Genomic DNA, 15,220 nt, shown 5'->3' with positions numbered 1-15,220 from the left:
GGAGATGAACATTTTAATTGTTGAAGATGAATTGAGGATTGCCAAAAGAATAGAACGCATGACCCGTGATATTTTTGGAAATTCATTACAATCACTAAAGCATACAAATACACTCCATGAAGCACTACTATTTATTGAAAACAATACGTTGGATCTTGTTCTTTTGGATTTGAATCTTAACGGGGATAATGGATTTGATCTTTTGACAAAAGCAGTGTCTGAATCATTTCATACTGTTGTCGTCTCTGCTTATAAGGATCAGGCTGTTACCGCCTTTGAATATGGCGTTTTAGATTTTGTGCCCAAACCTTTTAACCAAGATAGATTGGCACAAGCCTTTAAGAGGGCAACTGCAAAAGAAAAAGCAGAAAACAGTAAAATCAAATTTTTAGCTGTAAAAAAAAAGGGCAGAATGCAACTTGTACCTATTGAAGATGTCCTTTATATAAAAGGAGCTGGAGCCTATACAGAACTTTTCTTAATGGATGGAAGAAAAGAACTGCATGATAAATCCCTAGAAAAACTGGAACAGCTCTTGTCCTATTCTTTTGAACGTATACATAAATCATATTTGGCAAAGATGTCCGAGGTAAACCAAATTATAGTAGAATCCGGAAGTAAGTACATGGTCGAATTAAAAAATGGAACACGTATCCCAATTGGAAGAACAAAATACAAAGACCTAAAGGTGAGGTGGCTTTAATTCAAGGAATGGAAGAAAATATAGATCAACTTTTCAGGTGCTACAATTTTTTAGAATGAGATTCCTAAAAAATTTAGATGAGTTGGTGTGGTGGAAAGAAGCTTTGCTTTCAAATATATTCTTGCATTTTTACAGATATTTAAAAAGCTTTTGTGGATTTAATCTTTTGTGTTAGATAGCCAAGTTGTGTATGTGTTGGTTCAGAATCAAAGATGATTTCAGCAAATATATTTTCTTGCATGTCTGCAATTTTTACGGTTTTACTTTGTATTCTTTTAATATCTTCTTCAAGAGGTAAAAAGAACTCCGCTTTTTTTAGAATTATTTCAAAGTTTCTAACCTGACCATTCTGCTCTTTTGCCATTCTTATAGCATAATGAAGTTTGGTGGCAACACCAAAAGGAGGATTTGGACGAAAATGATTTTTATATCTCCCATAGATTTTTTGTGCCTGCTCTTCTGACATGGAAATTTTAAAGGTTCCAAGGTCAAGGCCTCCACGCGGATGACCATTAGTACCAAGAGAACGTTCTAAATGAGGTGCATTGATAAGGTTACCATTGGTCCCGTATGCAATCTTTTTAATGTGTGGGTAGAACATCTTAATATATAACTCTTTCATTTCAACATTGTAACCGGTAATTAGGTCATATTGGTAGAATACCATGTTCTCCGTGTCCACGGCGTTAACGGATTGGTTGTAACTATCCAAATATTTTTCTGCGATTTCCTTACGCAATGCGTTAACGGTAAATACGTTAGTCCTATTCTTCTGTATTCTTTTATCATTTAAAAATCGATGTGCGAAATACTCAAAATAACTATGGTGCCGGTTTTTGAGCAGTTCTACACAAACACTACAGCCATAATCGCTTCGTCCCCCTGGCAATGTAAAAGTGGATTTGTTCTGCTGTGCGGTCAGCAAGTCATTTTCTTCATAGTATTTCTTACACAATTTTGCTGTGGCCCAATGCAGATTAAGATCGTTTAAATTATTCCTATTGTCCAAATGAGAGATATCAAAACTTTGACCAAGGACTACAGTGGTGTTAAAAAAAACTATGAAGGCAATAGGAAATAATTTCATACAAAAGATTATAAATGGTTTAAAACTGGAAATAAAACTAAACTATAAAATTTTGGTTAACAGATGTTTACGGGAATCCATAATTTCAATTATTATAGTCAATATTGGCGAAATGGTGCGTTGGCGACTAAAAGGCGAATATCACTGTATTTGAAATAATTGTAGATATAGTCCTTTTAGGTCCATATCTACAATCATGTCACAGCCGTTTTACGACCAGGATACTCAATGTTCGCAAACTATAATTTGTCTATCTCTAATAACATCTCTTTTGCAGCTTTGCTAATTTTTCCATTAGTATCTAAAGAAATAGCCTTTTCGAGTACTTCTTTTGCTTTATGAGTATCTTTTAGTACGGTGTACGCCTCCCCTAGGTTTTTATAAGTACTTGCCGAATTTGGGAATAGTTGTGTAATCATGGAAAATACCTGAATGGAAGCCTGAACTTCTGGCGTACGACCACTTTGCAATAATAAGTTTCCTTTTTTGTTTAATTCTGTTTCAAAATCACAAAAAGCATATCGTGGATCTTGTATCATTTTAGGAAGTTCTTCTCCTAATTTTTGTGTTTGTCCAGTTACATATAACTTTGTTATATAGTCCATGGGCTTTGGTTCAAAACCTTCTGCATTAAAGGCTAATGCCGCTTCCAACACAGGATCTTGATTCCTTTTATATTCATCAAAAGTCATGGTTACAGGAATACTAGGTGCTGTCCAAGCTGCATTTTCCAATGCCGGCATATCCTGCCACCATAAATACGATACGTACGCTGTAACTTTGCTATTGGTCAATATTACAGGTCGTGAATCTCCATAAAAATTGACATTTTCTGAAGTCGGTTCACCCACCAAAATAGCCTCTGTATATCGAGTGATTTCATTGGTTAAATTTTGACAGGCCGAAAATGTATCACGACCAATAATGAAATAGAAGCTACCCTTTTTATTAATTTTTGGCCTTGCCATTATGCCTTTTATTAAGGGAAGATTGTTGTAATTATTACCCCCACCGTTAAGACGGACATCATAGACTAACTTTTCTATATTGTTCGTATCAATAAATTGAAACAGTCGGTCATAAAACTGCTCAAGTGTTTCGTTATCATCGTTAAATACTGAACTTTGTCTAACATAGAGTGTTTTTAGGCCTTCTAAATATTCAAAATAATACAGTTTATCCTCAAGATGTTTTAAATACAAAGGGGTCGTCTCCGTATTTCGTACCGTGAGCCACGTCTCTGTTGGTAATGTAAAATTGAAGGCTTTTGGTTTATCTTCTATATTAATAGTTTTAAAAACATGCTTAAAGACCCTTCCTTCTTTTTCTAAAGTAAGTGTGACGGTTTCTGAAAGTTCTGGGATAACACCTTGTGCATGTAATACTTCTGGCGATAGTAAAAATCGTAGACCATAGGCTTTAAAGTATTGCTCGTTTTCTACAGGAACTACAGGATAGATTAATTCTAACGCTTTGTCAATTGGCTTATCCCCTATCTTCAAGACTTTTGCCCCTAAGACCTCTTTATGGTTTTTTTGAACTCCTTCAATATAGATACCATCTTTAAAATGGTATAGATTGATGGGCAATATTCCACTTTGGGCCGTAGAGCCAAAAGGGATTTGTGTATGGCCGTATTTAAATTGGGATACAATACGTGCTAACCCCACACGGATTTCGTGTTCTTTTAAATTGGGAATGTCATTATAAAGTGCTTCCACCTGGGTGTCAAAATCTTGCTTTGTTGTTTTTACAAAAAGAAACGAATAGTCTTTATGTATGGTGTTTTGAAGAAACCGTAAATCTTCTTGCCATTGAGCCACACTAAGGGTTTTTTGTGCTGATAATTGAAAGGAAAATAATAGAGTGAGAAGGATAAGTGTATTTTTCATGATGTTATTTTTTAATCTGAATTTATTTCAGGGTTTGATTATTTATTACATCACAAATATGGCTTTAATCCCCTCTCAATAGTAGTACTTTGTGTTGAAACGTAGGTATTGTTGTTTGAAACATCACAGACTTCTTATTGGTTCATCCAGTCTTTAAAATCGCTGGTTTTTTGTCTACTTACAACAAATTCTTGGTCACGAGGGCTTGACAGCGATAACTTTACACGATGATTAAAATAGGGTTCAATTTTCTGAATTGCCATTTTAGAAATAATCTGCCCCCTATTAATTCTATAGAATTTAGTGTCGTCTAAGGAATCAAACAATTGGTCCATCGTCTCATCTATAATATAGCGTTTGTTATTATGGGTGATACCAAAAGTGATACTATCCTGCGAATACATATACAAAAGCTCTGATACCCTTATTTGTACAAAGCCGCTCCCCTCTTTTACCAATATTCCAGATCGTTTTTGTGGAGTTTGAATATTGCTTAAAAGTTCTTTTAAAATATTGGGTTCTATGGGGTTTGATGGACTTTTAGATTTTGAGAATTTGTTTAATGCAGCGTCTAAGTCGTTTTGTTTGATAGGCTTTAGTAAATAGTCAATACTATTTACCTTAAATGCTTGAATGGCGTATTGGTCAAAAGCCGTAGTGAAAATAATGGGTGCGGTTACTTCTATTTTCTGAAAAATCTCGAAACTTAAGCCGTCTGCTAGTTGAATATCCATGAACACTAGATCCGGAGCCATATTTTTTCCAAACCATGAAACTGTATCTTCAACGGAATCGACAATAGTTAGTAATTCAAAATCAAAAACACTTTTGTTCAATAAGTTTTGTAACTGACTTGCAGCACGAGGTTCATCTTCAACGATTAGTATTTTCATGACTTTTCTTTTGATGATTTTAATAATGGAAGAGAAACTGTAAAATACTCCCCGTCATTATTGATAATAGGTGTTTTGCTAGATATAAGTTGATACCGTTTTTCAATATTCTTTAATCCGATCTTTGTGGATGGTGTTTGGGTTGATTTTGCTTGAATTTTGTTGCTCACTACTAAAGTATCCGCTTTAATAGCTACACTGATAAGTAAAGGCTTGGCTTTAGAAACGATGTTGTGTTTTATAGCATTTTCCAGTAAAAGCTGTAAACTCATGGGTACTATCATCAATAAGAGTTTATCTTCCGGAATATTCCAATTCAGCTTTAAGTTGTCTCCAAATCTTTCGGATTGAATATGAATATAGGCTTTAGCAAATTTCAACTCTTTTTCTAAGGAAATTAAATTTGAATTACCAGACTCAATAATAAAACGATATACACCAGATAAACTATCTACAAAATCTTTAGCATCTTCCTTAGTGTCTTGGTCAATAATATCTCGCAAGGTATTTAGACTGTTGAACAAAAAATGGGGTTGTGCTTGGTTTCTCAAAGTATCTAGCTGTGCTTGTACCATTACCTGTTTTGTTTGCTCCTCTTCCCGTATCGATTTTTTTAATCGTACGTACGAATAAATGACCTCATAAATTGCCATAACCATAATAGTGATTATAGTAACTGGAATAAGTTCTTTTAGGCGTGTTATGTGACGTGAATTATAATCAGAAAATTGATTAACAAAAGTGCTAGACAACCAACCTGCAAAGAAATCTACGATTAATATGGTACAAATAATAGCTAGAATAAGGATGCTTATGCGCTTTTTGTCATCTTTAAAATCGGGGTATTTCTTTCTAAGGAAAATTAAGATACTACGTATAATGCCCCAATCGCAAATGGTAAAAAATAGAGCCGCACCCCATCCAATTAATTTTAAATCTAAAGTGTTACGTTCACTGGGATTATTAAAAAGAAAGTTCGTAATAAAACTTAAGACCAGAATGCCAATGATGGAATACCATAAATCATCAAAACCTAAATATTTTATACGTTTCTTTTTGTTGAATAGCGGCATAAATGTTAGTTTATTAAAGGTATACCATGTTTAGTTTGGCAGAATGTAAAATACGGTCCATAATGCAAATGGTAATCCAAAAATGTTGACAGCAATAACCTGATTCTTATTTGAGGGCTTCCCTTTCTTGGGTAGCATGAATGTGAATAACGGAATTATTTGGATGGCATGCAAACCAAAAAAATGAGCTGTTGTTAGCAGTTCAAATATCTTAGGATTGATAAAAAAATGAAATCATAATACTTTGAAGTGTCGTAATATGTTTCTGAATTGTTATACCATTCTGTACACATTCCCACTTTGCTCCGGTAAAACCTATTACATTTTTTTTGAAGAAACTTTTAGGAGAAAAATTCAAAGACGACCTAATTTTATAAAGCTAGCTCCATCGTTCCAATCTATGGACATTAAAGCGTTTTCCTATAGGCAGAGGGTGTGGTGCCTTCAAATTTCTTGAAAGCACTATTAAAAGAGGATAAACTGCTAAAACCCATATCAAAAGCAATAGAAGAAATGGTATATTTTTCACTCTCCCCTTTTGAAAGCAATGCTTTTGCATCTTGAATTCGATAATAATTGATATAATCATTAAAGTTACGTCGCCCATACTGATTGATAACCGAAGAAATGGATTGCGTGCTCTTCCCTAAACGCTTATTAAGCTTTGATAATGATACATCCGGTTCCAGATACAATTTCTCACCAACAATAAGCGCATTGATTTCATCAAATAAGACATGGTCGTTATTCGCTTTGAACATGCTACCATCCAATTCCGTTGCTTTTAGCTGAAAAGCTTTATAGCTTAAAAAGTAAATGGTCAAAGAATATACAATGGGCCCAATGACATAGGGTATGGTATCATCTAGAATATTTAAAACATATGTTGCCCATATTACTACAAAACCAGCTATTAGAAGCGGCAGCCAGTCCAAAATTGCTTTTTGGGATTTTGTCTGTGATGTCTTTGGATACCGCTGTTTTACCTTTTTCATGGTCAACCATGATAACGTAATGTAGAAAGCCAAATGCAGGTAAATAAAAATAAGTCCACTTGCAAAAATAATGATGACCACCTTGCTGTTTTCATACCACTCTTTAGTAACAAAAAGACTGCCAATAAAAATCAGCACAAACGGAATTAACTCATAATAATAGGATTTTGGTAGATTAAAATTGGGCCGTGTCATTCCTAAAACATACCATCTTAATAATGGGCCAATCAACAACAAGAGCGCCAAGCCCATAAAAACAAATATGGGCTCTAGACCATCACCAAAATTCAACATCACGGATTTACCAATTCGGAAAGCCATGAAAACCAGGAGCAATCCCAAAAAGAGGTTGGTTATTGTTTTTTTCTTTTTAAAAACACAGAGATAGGCAGCAAACAATACCCCGTGCAGAAGTCCTGCACTACTCACAATAATAAGTAGAATCTCTAAAAAATCCACCTGCTAGTTTTGTTTAAAAATAGAATATTCGACAGACTTATACTTTATAATTTCTTTGTTGAACAATGGCTTTCTTCATTAACAAATGATAATCTGGCATTATGATTGGTGTTCTTTTGCTGCACTTTTTGCTTTGGATGTTAACCCTACAATGGCAAAAAACCTGCCGAGGTCTCCTTGCATTGCCGCCATAATACTATGCTTGGCTATAAGTATCCTATCAATCGGCTTATGCTCTACTCTATACATATGGTCTATTTGATCTTTGGCTTTTTGATAACCATGCTTTTCATAGACATCAAGCACGTTTACTGCGTTTTCTTCAGCTGTTATTTCTCTATATTTTGGTGTATGGCCCATTTGTGCAACCATGGTCTCCGCCATTTTCCATGTTGACCATGGGTTTTGACCAGTGACTAAATTTTTGTCATGACTTATTTGTTCTAAATACATTGCACCCTCATTAAAAAGAGCACCTTGCGCCAGTAGTTTATCTTCTAAGAGAAATGGGAATACCGTTTTAGCTTCGGGTATAAGCAATAACTCTTCCTTATTGGTAAAACCACTTACTTCTTTATTTTCAATCAATGAACGGCCATTGTCCAGCACAACATTCACCAATGCAGCGGGTCCATGACATACAGCTCCGATGACTTTGTCTGTTTGATAAAGGTCTCGGACTATTGACTGAATATATTTGTTTTCGGGAAAATCGAACATGGCACCTTTTCCACCTGCAAAGAAAACTGCCTCATAATCTTCTGCAACTATTTTTTCCATAGGTATGGTGTTCGTTGTCTTCTTCTGGGCAATGGAGTCATTCAAAAAAGCATAGTCATAAATCCCCATGTCTTCATCATCAATAATAACAGCAGGTTCACCTCCAAGTGGGCTTGCAACATCAACTTCAAAACCATTGGCTTGGAATACATAATAAGCACGTGCCAATTCGGTCAACTCATAACCAGTTGCTTTACCACTTGCTCCCATAGTATCGGCACTTGTAACCACTGCCAGGATTTTTCCGCGAATAGGTTGAATATTTTCTGATAAATAAGAAATGTCAGATACTTTTGATGCAGATACATCTGCATTCGTGGAAGGCAATAAATTCATAAACCACCAACCAAAAGACACGACTACAATGATAAGACCGGTAAGAACGAATAGGGTCCATTTAAGGATAGGATATTTTTTAAACATAACTATGATTTTACATTATGAAAGCAAATCACGAGCTTATGCTTGAAAAAGACTGTCGAAATGATAATTTCGTCATAGCGAAAATTATTCCGAAACAAATAAAGCGACGAAGTATATTAAAAGTAACGGCAGCTGCAGCAGTTAGTATATTTTCTTAAGGGGCCTTATTATTTCCAACTAACAATATCTTCAAAATCCCTTCTTGATTTTGCACGTGCAGGATCTTCTTTTCTGTACCCAAATGCAACCATAAAAGACAAACCATATTTGTCTGTGTCCACATTAAACTTTTCTTTTAGGAGTGCTTCCGCCTTTTCTTGGTGGAACCCTTCAATGGGACAACTATCAATACCGGTTAATGCCGCAGCGGTCATCATATTTCCGAGGGCAATATATGTTTGTTTTGAAGCCCAATCGAACAATTTCTTATCAGTATCCAAACTAAAGTCACGTTCTTGAAACTCTCGGTAAAACTTGGAATACATTTCAATAACATCTTCTGGAAATTGTTTGACATTTTTCATCATATCCATTATGTAATCCGAGTCAAATTTGGTCATTGGAGCCTTCATACTCAAGCCTAGTACAAAATGACTTGCAGTGTCTAATTTTAGAGGTGCTCCCCAAGCCACCGGCTTTAAAAGTTCTCGCAACTCTTTATCTTGAACTACAACAAAATGCCAAGGCTCAAAACCAAAAGAACTTGGTGACAAATGAGCAGTTTTAAGTATGAAGTCAATATCCGCATCAGGAATAGTTTTTGAGACATCAAACTCTTTAGTGGCATGCCTGTATTCAAATGCATTTAAAATATCCTCTTTGGAAATATTAGGTGTATTCATAGTCTTAGTTCTTTCAAATTGTCTACTCTATCGATACTATCAAAAGTATAGTGACAAAAGTATATACAGTTTTACTAACATGCAATAACGGTCAAAAAGTATAGTTTTGAAATTTTAATATGAACAACTGAAATACAATACTTTAAATCACTATAAAAAGTATAGTTGTATAATTAAGTATAGTGGTTTAATTTTGATATTAACTATTGCATGGTATTATGGAGATTGAACACAAAAAACGTTTAATAGAATATAATGACAAATTGTTTTCTTGCACAACCAGTATTGCCATGGAGCTTATTGGTGGTAAATGGAAAAGTGTGATTCTAATTTATTTAATAGACGGTAAGAAACGCTATAGTGAGCTTAAAAAACTTATTTCTACAATAACGGAGCGTACATTGAGCTTGCAACTTAAACAACTTGAGAAAGATGGTTTACTAACCAGAAAAGTATACACAAAAAAACCTCCATTGAGGGTAGAATATTCCTTAACGACTTTTGGGGAAACCCTTACTCCTGTTCTCTTATCAATTGCAAAATGGGGGACCATCGTAGCAGAGAAAAAAGGAAAAATCATTGAATAGGGCCTGATAACCATCTGCTGGTTACCTTGTAATACAACTTTTTAGGGTGAAATTTTTTAGAAGATTTCAATTGCCGTTAACTTTTTGTTGTCTGAACTAAAACTTTAAAATAGTATCAATGCATTCCATTAATTCTTCACCAATCTGATTTCCCAGATTATAATCCAATAAATTTTTCGCGGGATTTTGATAGCTAACACTAGTAACATTATCCTCTAAATACTTAACAACAATTTTGAGAGGAATATCATTAATCGCTAAATGATTTTCTAACATAATTTGCGAGATGTACTTAGGTTGAAAAAACAGCAACTGTTTTAGCGGACTAATCTCAATATTATGTTTTGAAACAATTTGTTTGGTATCAATCACATGGAGTAATAAGAATCCATTATTTACAATTCTGCTTTTTATCGTATCAAACGTTTCCGAAAAAGATTTATTAAAAATCTTTTCTTCTACTGTTAATTTCATAATTCAAAAAAAATGTGTGGTTGTAATAGGATTAAAACTCTTAGCTATTTGCTCTGGCAAAACCAACAGTTTCCCTATATAATGTTGGAGATATATCTACTTTGTTCTTAAAGAAACGACTAAAATAATGTTCATCATCATACCCCAAGGTATAAGCAATCTCTTTTACAGATTTGTTTGTTAGATACAATTCTCTCTTTGCTTCTATTATAATTCTTTCGGTGATCATATTGGTCAATGTTTTATTGAAATGACTTTTTATGATCTTAGCCAAAGCCTTTGGGCTTATATTCAATAATTCTGCATATTCACTGGCCGAATGCTTGGTCCTATAATGGGTTTCTATAAGATTTTTTAGTTTTTGAAGCTTAAAAGGCTCATTGCTCTCTGGAACTGTTGCCAACACTTCTGGTTGCTGTTGCACTTTGTTCCTAGATGCATTGATCAAAAATATTTTTAAGTACGAAACCAACAATTCATACTGCGCCAGATCAGATTTTTGAACCTCTGCTTTCATTTGAGAAATCAGCATTTCAAAATTGTTTCTAGAATCATCATTCACGCACAGCATCGGTGGATTATATATATTGTTAAATAGCACACCATTACAGGCAACCTGTTCGTGATGTTTATGAATGCAGAAAAAATCAGGATGGAAATTTAACACTACACCCCCCAATCGTTCTTTTTCAATAAAAACAAAGGGTTGGTACGGGGTTATGGCGAACATGGTATCTTGTGAAAAATCGTATTCCGCAAAATCTATCTTTGCCACACCTTTCCCCCTTTTAATCCAAATTAAAGAATAGTAATTTAAACGGTTAACGGAACAGAACTGTCCATTGCCTTCAAAAGTAAATAGCTTAAATGCCAAGTTCCCTGTTTGTTCGTTTATGAGTGTGTTAGTGTTAAAAATATCCATGCCTTGAAATTAATTTATAATTTTTTATCTGCAATGTTTATTGGAGCATCATTTATGCTGGCATAACGTTTTTTCATAAGACCATTTTCATTGAACTCCCAATTTTCATTCCCGTAGGCCCTGAACCATTGCCCATTTTCGTTTTGAAACTCATACTCAAAGCGAACGGCTATCCTATTATCAGAAAAAGCCCATAAGTCTTTTTTTAATTTATAGTTGTGTTCTTGTTTCCATTTCTTGGTAAGAAAAGCAACTACCTCTTCCCTTCCATTGATAAATTCCGATCTATTCCTCCATTCAGTGTCTATAGTGTAAGCCTTAGATACCTTTTCTGGGTTTTGACTGTTCCAAGCATCCTCTGCCAGTTGAACTTTTTCCTTTGCGGTTTCTTCTGTAAAAGGAGGTAACGGAAATCTTTTCTCTATTGCCATGTTATATGATTTTTAAACTTTTAATGGGCAAGCAACATATCTGATGATAGCGCTTGCCCACAAGCTAAACAACAATTATTTACTGTTCATGACCGATGGCCAATTGTTATGTGCTGCCTTCTGCAACTCAGTGGTACGTGCATTCCAATCCAAAATGGTATTGAACTGCTCTCCATTGAACGGAGCATTAAAAAAGAGGTAAAGCTTACCATCTTTAATATCATACGATTCTGGATCTATGGGGAATTTAGCTGATTTGGCACCGACACCCCAAGCACAAAAGCCACCAAATTGAGGTAAATACCGTTCTGGCGATTTTTTAAAAGATGCTCTATTGGCCTTGGTATGAAAATAATATGTTACCCCGTTATTCTCTGCAGAAAAACTTTCAAAACCTCGTTTGGCTTCACCAGAAAAATAGGAGACTACATCGTACCCTCCGATAGCTACTTTATTTTCATCAACAGGTGCTATTTGTGCGCTTGCTTGTATCGCTATGGCCAAAAATGCCACAAAGCTGAATATTGCCTTTTTTGTTTTCATGTCTATCATTTTTTTAAATTAAACTAGGGCTGCTTTTACAACCGGAAAATCGATTTCTGTAATCGCTGTATTGTTGAAATAATTTGTAAGCACATTCAATGCAACATGCGCCACAATCTCACCTACGGCACCATCTGAATAACCAGCATTTTTTATTGCTTCTACATCATTTTCACTTACTTTTCCGCTTTTATTCACCAATGTTCTTGCGAATGTAAGCGCGGCTTCTATTTTTGGGTCGCCATTTTTTCCATCTCTTGCTTGTTTTAGCGACTCACCATCAATATTGACCAATTTCTCGCCAATGAATGAATGTGCGGATAAACAATAATCGCAAGCATTTGCTTGAGCAACCGCCAAGGCAATTAGTTCTGCTGTCTCTGATCCCAATGAGCCTTTGCCCAATGCATCACTAAAATTTAGATATCCTTCTAAAACTGCAGATGAATTACCCATTGTCTTCATCATGTTGGGAACCATTCCCAGTTTACCTTGAATTGTCTCAAATAATTCTTTGGATTTTCCTGTCGCATCTTTTAACTCTAATGCTTTTAAACGTGTCATATATAAATTTTTATTAATTGTATGTCATTATTGACACTACAAAGATCCCGCCCCAATACTTCTTAAAAAATGGATGAACAACTCATATGAATGGACATTTTTCTCATTATGGAACTAGAGCTTTTCAAGTTTCATGTAAAAGAAAAAGGCAAGAACCATATTTGGCCCTCACCTTTCTCAACAACACACTTAACCTAAACACAATTAGTCTACATCTTTTTAAGCATTTTAAGCTCTTTAACCAATTCTTCAGTTGTATACAATTTGCTTGAAATTAGCTTGTAATTTGTTTGGGCTGCTTGATTGCCATCTAACCCAGGAAGTTTGGCAGAGGCAGTGGCATCACCTACTACTGCAACTTCAAACCCATTTTCTATAAGTTCTCTCATGTGAGATTCCGCACATAGGTTGCCCGACATTCCTGCCAATATCACCTTATCTATTTTTTGCTTTCTAAGCTGCAAGCCCAAATCATTGGATTCCGAACCAAATACTTTGTGCGGACTTGTAACAACCACTCTATCCTTTTCAATGTATTTTTTGTAACGGGGCAACCAATCTGCACCAGAACCCTCAAATCCCTTAACATTCAATTGATCACCACGATCAAACATGCTAATGTTGTGCATTAATTTTTCAAGCGTTCCTTCAAACTGCCATACATGATCATGTTCGTAATAATAATGTGGAGAAATAAAAACAGGAATGTTGTACTCCTCTCCTAGTTTAAAAATTGTTTCCAGGTTTTCAACAGTATTGTTTTCTTTTACGCTTTCACCTACGGCACCCCACGCTACACCTTGAGGGCTTAAAAAATCGATTTGTGGATCTGTAATTACTATTGCGGTATGTTCATCAATAATAAATCCAGGTTCTGGTAATTGAGCAAAAACGCTCGTAATTCCTGTGGCAAATACCACCAATGTTTTAAATAAATGTTTCATTTTATTAATTGTTTGTGTTAAACTTAATTTTATACTACAAAGATGAGGACCTTATAAGAGGTATAAAATGGACGATACACGCCAGTGAATGGACATTTTAACACGCAGCAAATAGAATAAACTATGCATGCATGTGTTGCTGTTTTGCTAACCCATGCTCAAATAGCAAAGTCATCCGTAAACCTTTCGGCCCATACCATATATAACTTCCTAACATTCAACCCTAAACGTTAAATGCGATACGGAATAATGTTAATTGATATACTTCTATTATTTTTGAGAGAATCGACTTTACACTACTATAAACTTCAATATGAGACTAAACCAATATTTTAGTGCTTTAATACTAGTACTTATTTTGTTTTCAGGCTGCTCAGGAAATGAAAATGACTCTTTACCGGAAACCGAAACTCCCACAAACCCAACTTCTGAGGAACCGACCCCACCTACTCCACCCAATACGCTTACTACGGAAGAACGATTGCAAAAAATCATTGATGACAAAGTTGGTGATGACACGGACAAATTGGTGGGCGTATCAGTTTCCATAAGAGTTGGCACTGAAGAGCGGTGGAAGCTTGTTGGCGGTATTTCTAAATTGGGAGAACCAGTCACCAGTGACATGCGATTTGGCCTTGCGAGCATTACTAAAACCGCTGTTGCCGCCACAGTCATGAAACTAGTAGATGAAGGTGTATTGTCCCTTGAAGATACTATTGATGATTGGGTCGCAATAAACTCTCCGAATGTAGATCAATCCATTACAATCTTTCAATTACTATCTCATTTTACCGGTGTAAATGGCTATTTTACAGAAGCTTTATGGACACAGGTTGAAGGGGATTTAAATACCGCACTTGAGCCAATAGAGGTAACAGATTATATTTTGGAACCTACCAATGTTCCTGGAGTTACCCATGAGTACTCCAATTCCAATTATTTAATATTAGGGCTCATTATTGAAGCTGCAACCCAAAAAACAGTGGGAGAAGTAATGCGCGAAAAGTTCTGGATACCCTTAGCATTGAACAGCACTTATTTTGGAGCGAACGAAAGTATTGATGGTCCAATAGCCACACCATGGAGAGACAATGATGGTGATGGTACATTAGAAGATATTGCCGATGAATTTGGCGCAGGTTACCATAGCATATTCTATTGTGCAGCTGATGTTTTCTCAACAGCTTCTGATCTTTCTATGTGGGCACAACACCTTTATAATGGTGATGCCATTTCACTCGATTCCAGACAAAAGATGATGACTTCTTATTTTGATATTCCTGATCCAGTGTTTACAGGATATGGGTTGGGTGTTCGCAGAAATGTGTATGCAGGCAGAATCATGTGGGGACATACGGGTGGTATGAGAGGATATGGTACCGCCATGTTCTTTGAACCTCTTACCCAGGTGAGCATCGCAATGCTAAACAATCAAAGTAGGTCAGCTGATGGTCCATTATTACGTTATGAATTGGTCGAAGAGCTACTGGCAGTCGTTTATGAGGACCTTTTAGGTCAATAACACTGGATTGCCAACCACTGTCCTGACAGTTAGAATAATAGATGAATTATGCCTGAACTTTTTAAAAGAAACTTGAACTATTTCTT

16 protein-coding genes are annotated in these 15,220 nt (G+C 35.5%); 3 read left to right on the top strand and 13 right to left on the bottom strand.

Annotated elements, in window-relative coordinates; all coding sequences use genetic code 11:
* Nucleotides 1-4 precede the first annotated feature (4 nt).
* Entirely contained in the window at nucleotides 5-703 is a 699-nt protein-coding gene (locus tag DKG77_RS11725) for a LytR/AlgR family response regulator transcription factor (RefSeq protein ID WP_109663191.1), read from the top strand.
* A 139-nt stretch (nucleotides 704-842) separates the two neighbouring features.
* On the opposite strand, the gene DKG77_RS11720 is transcribed toward DKG77_RS11725, so the two are convergent.
* From DKG77_RS11720 to DKG77_RS11685, 7 genes are all read right to left on the bottom strand, one after another.
* Entirely contained in the window at nucleotides 843-1,790 is a 948-nt protein-coding gene (locus DKG77_RS11720) for a hypothetical protein (protein WP_109663189.1), read from the bottom strand.
* 239 nt (nucleotides 1,791-2,029) lie between these two features.
* Complete coding sequence (locus tag DKG77_RS11710) at nucleotides 2,030-3,682, bottom strand: tetratricopeptide repeat protein (RefSeq protein ID WP_109663185.1); 1,653 nt, start codon at nucleotides 3,680-3,682, stop codon at nucleotides 2,030-2,032.
* A 134-nt stretch (nucleotides 3,683-3,816) separates the two neighbouring features.
* Nucleotides 3,817-4,575, bottom strand: a complete 759-nt coding sequence (locus DKG77_RS11705; protein ID WP_109663183.1) for a LytR/AlgR family response regulator transcription factor — start codon at nucleotides 4,573-4,575, stop codon at nucleotides 3,817-3,819.
* Nucleotides 4,572-5,648 carry a sensor histidine kinase gene (locus DKG77_RS11700; RefSeq protein WP_109663181.1) on the bottom strand — a complete coding sequence of 359 codons (1,077 nt, stop codon included), beginning with the start codon at nucleotides 5,646-5,648 and terminating at the stop codon, nucleotides 4,572-4,574. The genes DKG77_RS11705 and DKG77_RS11700 overlap by 4 nt, the downstream gene beginning before the upstream one ends.
* A 407-nt stretch (nucleotides 5,649-6,055) precedes the next feature.
* Nucleotides 6,056-7,102: a helix-turn-helix domain-containing protein gene (locus DKG77_RS11695; protein ID WP_109663180.1), complete on the bottom strand. Its 1,047-nt coding sequence runs from the start codon at nucleotides 7,100-7,102 to the stop codon at nucleotides 6,056-6,058.
* Between the two features lie 99 nt (nucleotides 7,103-7,201).
* Nucleotides 7,202-8,305 (bottom strand): type 1 glutamine amidotransferase domain-containing protein, encoded by a 1,104-nt coding sequence (locus DKG77_RS11690; protein ID WP_109663178.1) that lies wholly within the window; start codon nucleotides 8,303-8,305, stop codon nucleotides 7,202-7,204.
* 167 nt (nucleotides 8,306-8,472) lie between these two features.
* Nucleotides 8,473-9,147 (bottom strand): NAD(P)H-dependent oxidoreductase, encoded by a 675-nt coding sequence (locus DKG77_RS11685; RefSeq protein WP_109663176.1) that lies wholly within the window; start codon nucleotides 9,145-9,147, stop codon nucleotides 8,473-8,475.
* A gap of 218 nt (nucleotides 9,148-9,365) precedes the next feature.
* Here DKG77_RS11685 and DKG77_RS11680 point away from each other — a divergent pair, with 218 nt between their 5' ends.
* The gene (locus DKG77_RS11680; RefSeq protein ID WP_109663174.1) at nucleotides 9,366-9,734 is read left to right on the top strand and encodes a winged helix-turn-helix transcriptional regulator; all 369 of its coding nucleotides are present in this window, start codon (nucleotides 9,366-9,368) and stop codon (nucleotides 9,732-9,734) included.
* Between the two features lie 96 nt (nucleotides 9,735-9,830).
* On the opposite strand, the gene DKG77_RS11675 is transcribed toward DKG77_RS11680, so the two are convergent.
* From DKG77_RS11675 to DKG77_RS11650, 6 genes are all read right to left on the bottom strand, one after another.
* Nucleotides 9,831-10,208 carry a DUF302 domain-containing protein gene (locus DKG77_RS11675; RefSeq protein WP_109663173.1) on the bottom strand — a complete coding sequence of 126 codons (378 nt, stop codon included), beginning with the start codon at nucleotides 10,206-10,208 and terminating at the stop codon, nucleotides 9,831-9,833.
* 40 nt (nucleotides 10,209-10,248) lie between these two features.
* Nucleotides 10,249-11,130 (bottom strand): helix-turn-helix domain-containing protein, encoded by an 882-nt coding sequence (locus DKG77_RS11670; protein ID WP_109663171.1) that lies wholly within the window; start codon nucleotides 11,128-11,130, stop codon nucleotides 10,249-10,251.
* A gap of 14 nt (nucleotides 11,131-11,144) precedes the next feature.
* Nucleotides 11,145-11,561, bottom strand: coding sequence for a nuclear transport factor 2 family protein (locus DKG77_RS11665; protein ID WP_207785452.1), 417 nt, complete (start codon nucleotides 11,559-11,561; stop codon nucleotides 11,145-11,147).
* 75 nt (nucleotides 11,562-11,636) lie between these two features.
* Complete coding sequence (locus DKG77_RS11660; protein WP_109663771.1) at nucleotides 11,637-12,104, bottom strand: YHS domain-containing (seleno)protein; 468 nt, start codon at nucleotides 12,102-12,104, stop codon at nucleotides 11,637-11,639.
* An 18-nt stretch (nucleotides 12,105-12,122) separates the two neighbouring features.
* A complete protein-coding gene (locus DKG77_RS11655; protein WP_109663169.1) occupies nucleotides 12,123-12,668 on the bottom strand; it encodes a carboxymuconolactone decarboxylase family protein in 546 nt (181 codons plus the stop codon).
* Between the two features lie 209 nt (nucleotides 12,669-12,877).
* The gene (locus DKG77_RS11650; RefSeq protein WP_109663168.1) at nucleotides 12,878-13,612 is read right to left on the bottom strand and encodes an isochorismatase family protein; all 735 of its coding nucleotides are present in this window, start codon (nucleotides 13,610-13,612) and stop codon (nucleotides 12,878-12,880) included.
* A gap of 313 nt (nucleotides 13,613-13,925) precedes the next feature.
* Here DKG77_RS11650 and DKG77_RS11645 point away from each other — a divergent pair, with 313 nt between their 5' ends.
* The gene (locus tag DKG77_RS11645; RefSeq protein ID WP_109663166.1) at nucleotides 13,926-15,134 is read left to right on the top strand and encodes a serine hydrolase domain-containing protein; all 1,209 of its coding nucleotides are present in this window, start codon (nucleotides 13,926-13,928) and stop codon (nucleotides 15,132-15,134) included.
* Nucleotides 15,135-15,220: the final 86 nt, after the last annotated feature.

The sequence above is a fragment of the Flagellimonas aquimarina genome (assembly GCF_003149745.1).
In the GTDB taxonomy this organism is placed as follows: domain Bacteria; phylum Bacteroidota; class Bacteroidia; order Flavobacteriales; family Flavobacteriaceae; genus Flagellimonas; species Flagellimonas aquimarina.
Note: the sequence above shows the minus strand (reverse complement) of the source record. Positions and strands in the feature narration are given on the sequence as shown.

Excerpts from the sequence above, each read along its gene's own strand:
- DKG77_RS11725 (WP_109663191.1), top strand. The coding sequence starts at position 5 with ATGAACATTTTAATTGTTGAAGATGAATTGAGGATTGCCAAAAGAATA.
- DKG77_RS11720 (WP_109663189.1), bottom strand. The coding sequence starts at position 1,790 with ATGAAATTATTTCCTATTGCCTTCATAGTTTTTTTTAACACCACTGTA.
- DKG77_RS11710 (WP_109663185.1), bottom strand. The coding sequence starts at position 3,682 with ATGAAAAATACACTTATCCTTCTCACTCTATTATTTTCCTTTCAATTA.
- DKG77_RS11705 (WP_109663183.1), bottom strand. The coding sequence starts at position 4,575 with ATGAAAATACTAATCGTTGAAGATGAACCTCGTGCTGCAAGTCAGTTA.
- DKG77_RS11700 (WP_109663181.1), bottom strand. The coding sequence starts at position 5,648 with ATGCCGCTATTCAACAAAAAGAAACGTATAAAATATTTAGGTTTTGAT.
- DKG77_RS11690 (WP_109663178.1), bottom strand. The coding sequence starts at position 8,305 with ATGTTTAAAAAATATCCTATCCTTAAATGGACCCTATTCGTTCTTACC.
- DKG77_RS11685 (WP_109663176.1), bottom strand. The coding sequence starts at position 9,147 with ATGAATACACCTAATATTTCCAAAGAGGATATTTTAAATGCATTTGAA.
- DKG77_RS11680 (WP_109663174.1), top strand. The coding sequence starts at position 9,366 with ATGGAGATTGAACACAAAAAACGTTTAATAGAATATAATGACAAATTG.
- DKG77_RS11675 (WP_109663173.1), bottom strand. The coding sequence starts at position 10,208 with ATGAAATTAACAGTAGAAGAAAAGATTTTTAATAAATCTTTTTCGGAA.
- DKG77_RS11670 (WP_109663171.1), bottom strand. The coding sequence starts at position 11,130 with ATGGATATTTTTAACACTAACACACTCATAAACGAACAAACAGGGAAC.
- DKG77_RS11665 (WP_207785452.1), bottom strand. The coding sequence starts at position 11,561 with ATGGCAATAGAGAAAAGATTTCCGTTACCTCCTTTTACAGAAGAAACC.
- DKG77_RS11660 (WP_109663771.1), bottom strand. The coding sequence starts at position 12,104 with ATGAAAACAAAAAAGGCAATATTCAGCTTTGTGGCATTTTTGGCCATA.
- DKG77_RS11655 (WP_109663169.1), bottom strand. The coding sequence starts at position 12,668 with ATGACACGTTTAAAAGCATTAGAGTTAAAAGATGCGACAGGAAAATCC.
- DKG77_RS11650 (WP_109663168.1), bottom strand. The coding sequence starts at position 13,612 with ATGAAACATTTATTTAAAACATTGGTGGTATTTGCCACAGGAATTACG.
- DKG77_RS11645 (WP_109663166.1), top strand. The coding sequence starts at position 13,926 with ATGAGACTAAACCAATATTTTAGTGCTTTAATACTAGTACTTATTTTG.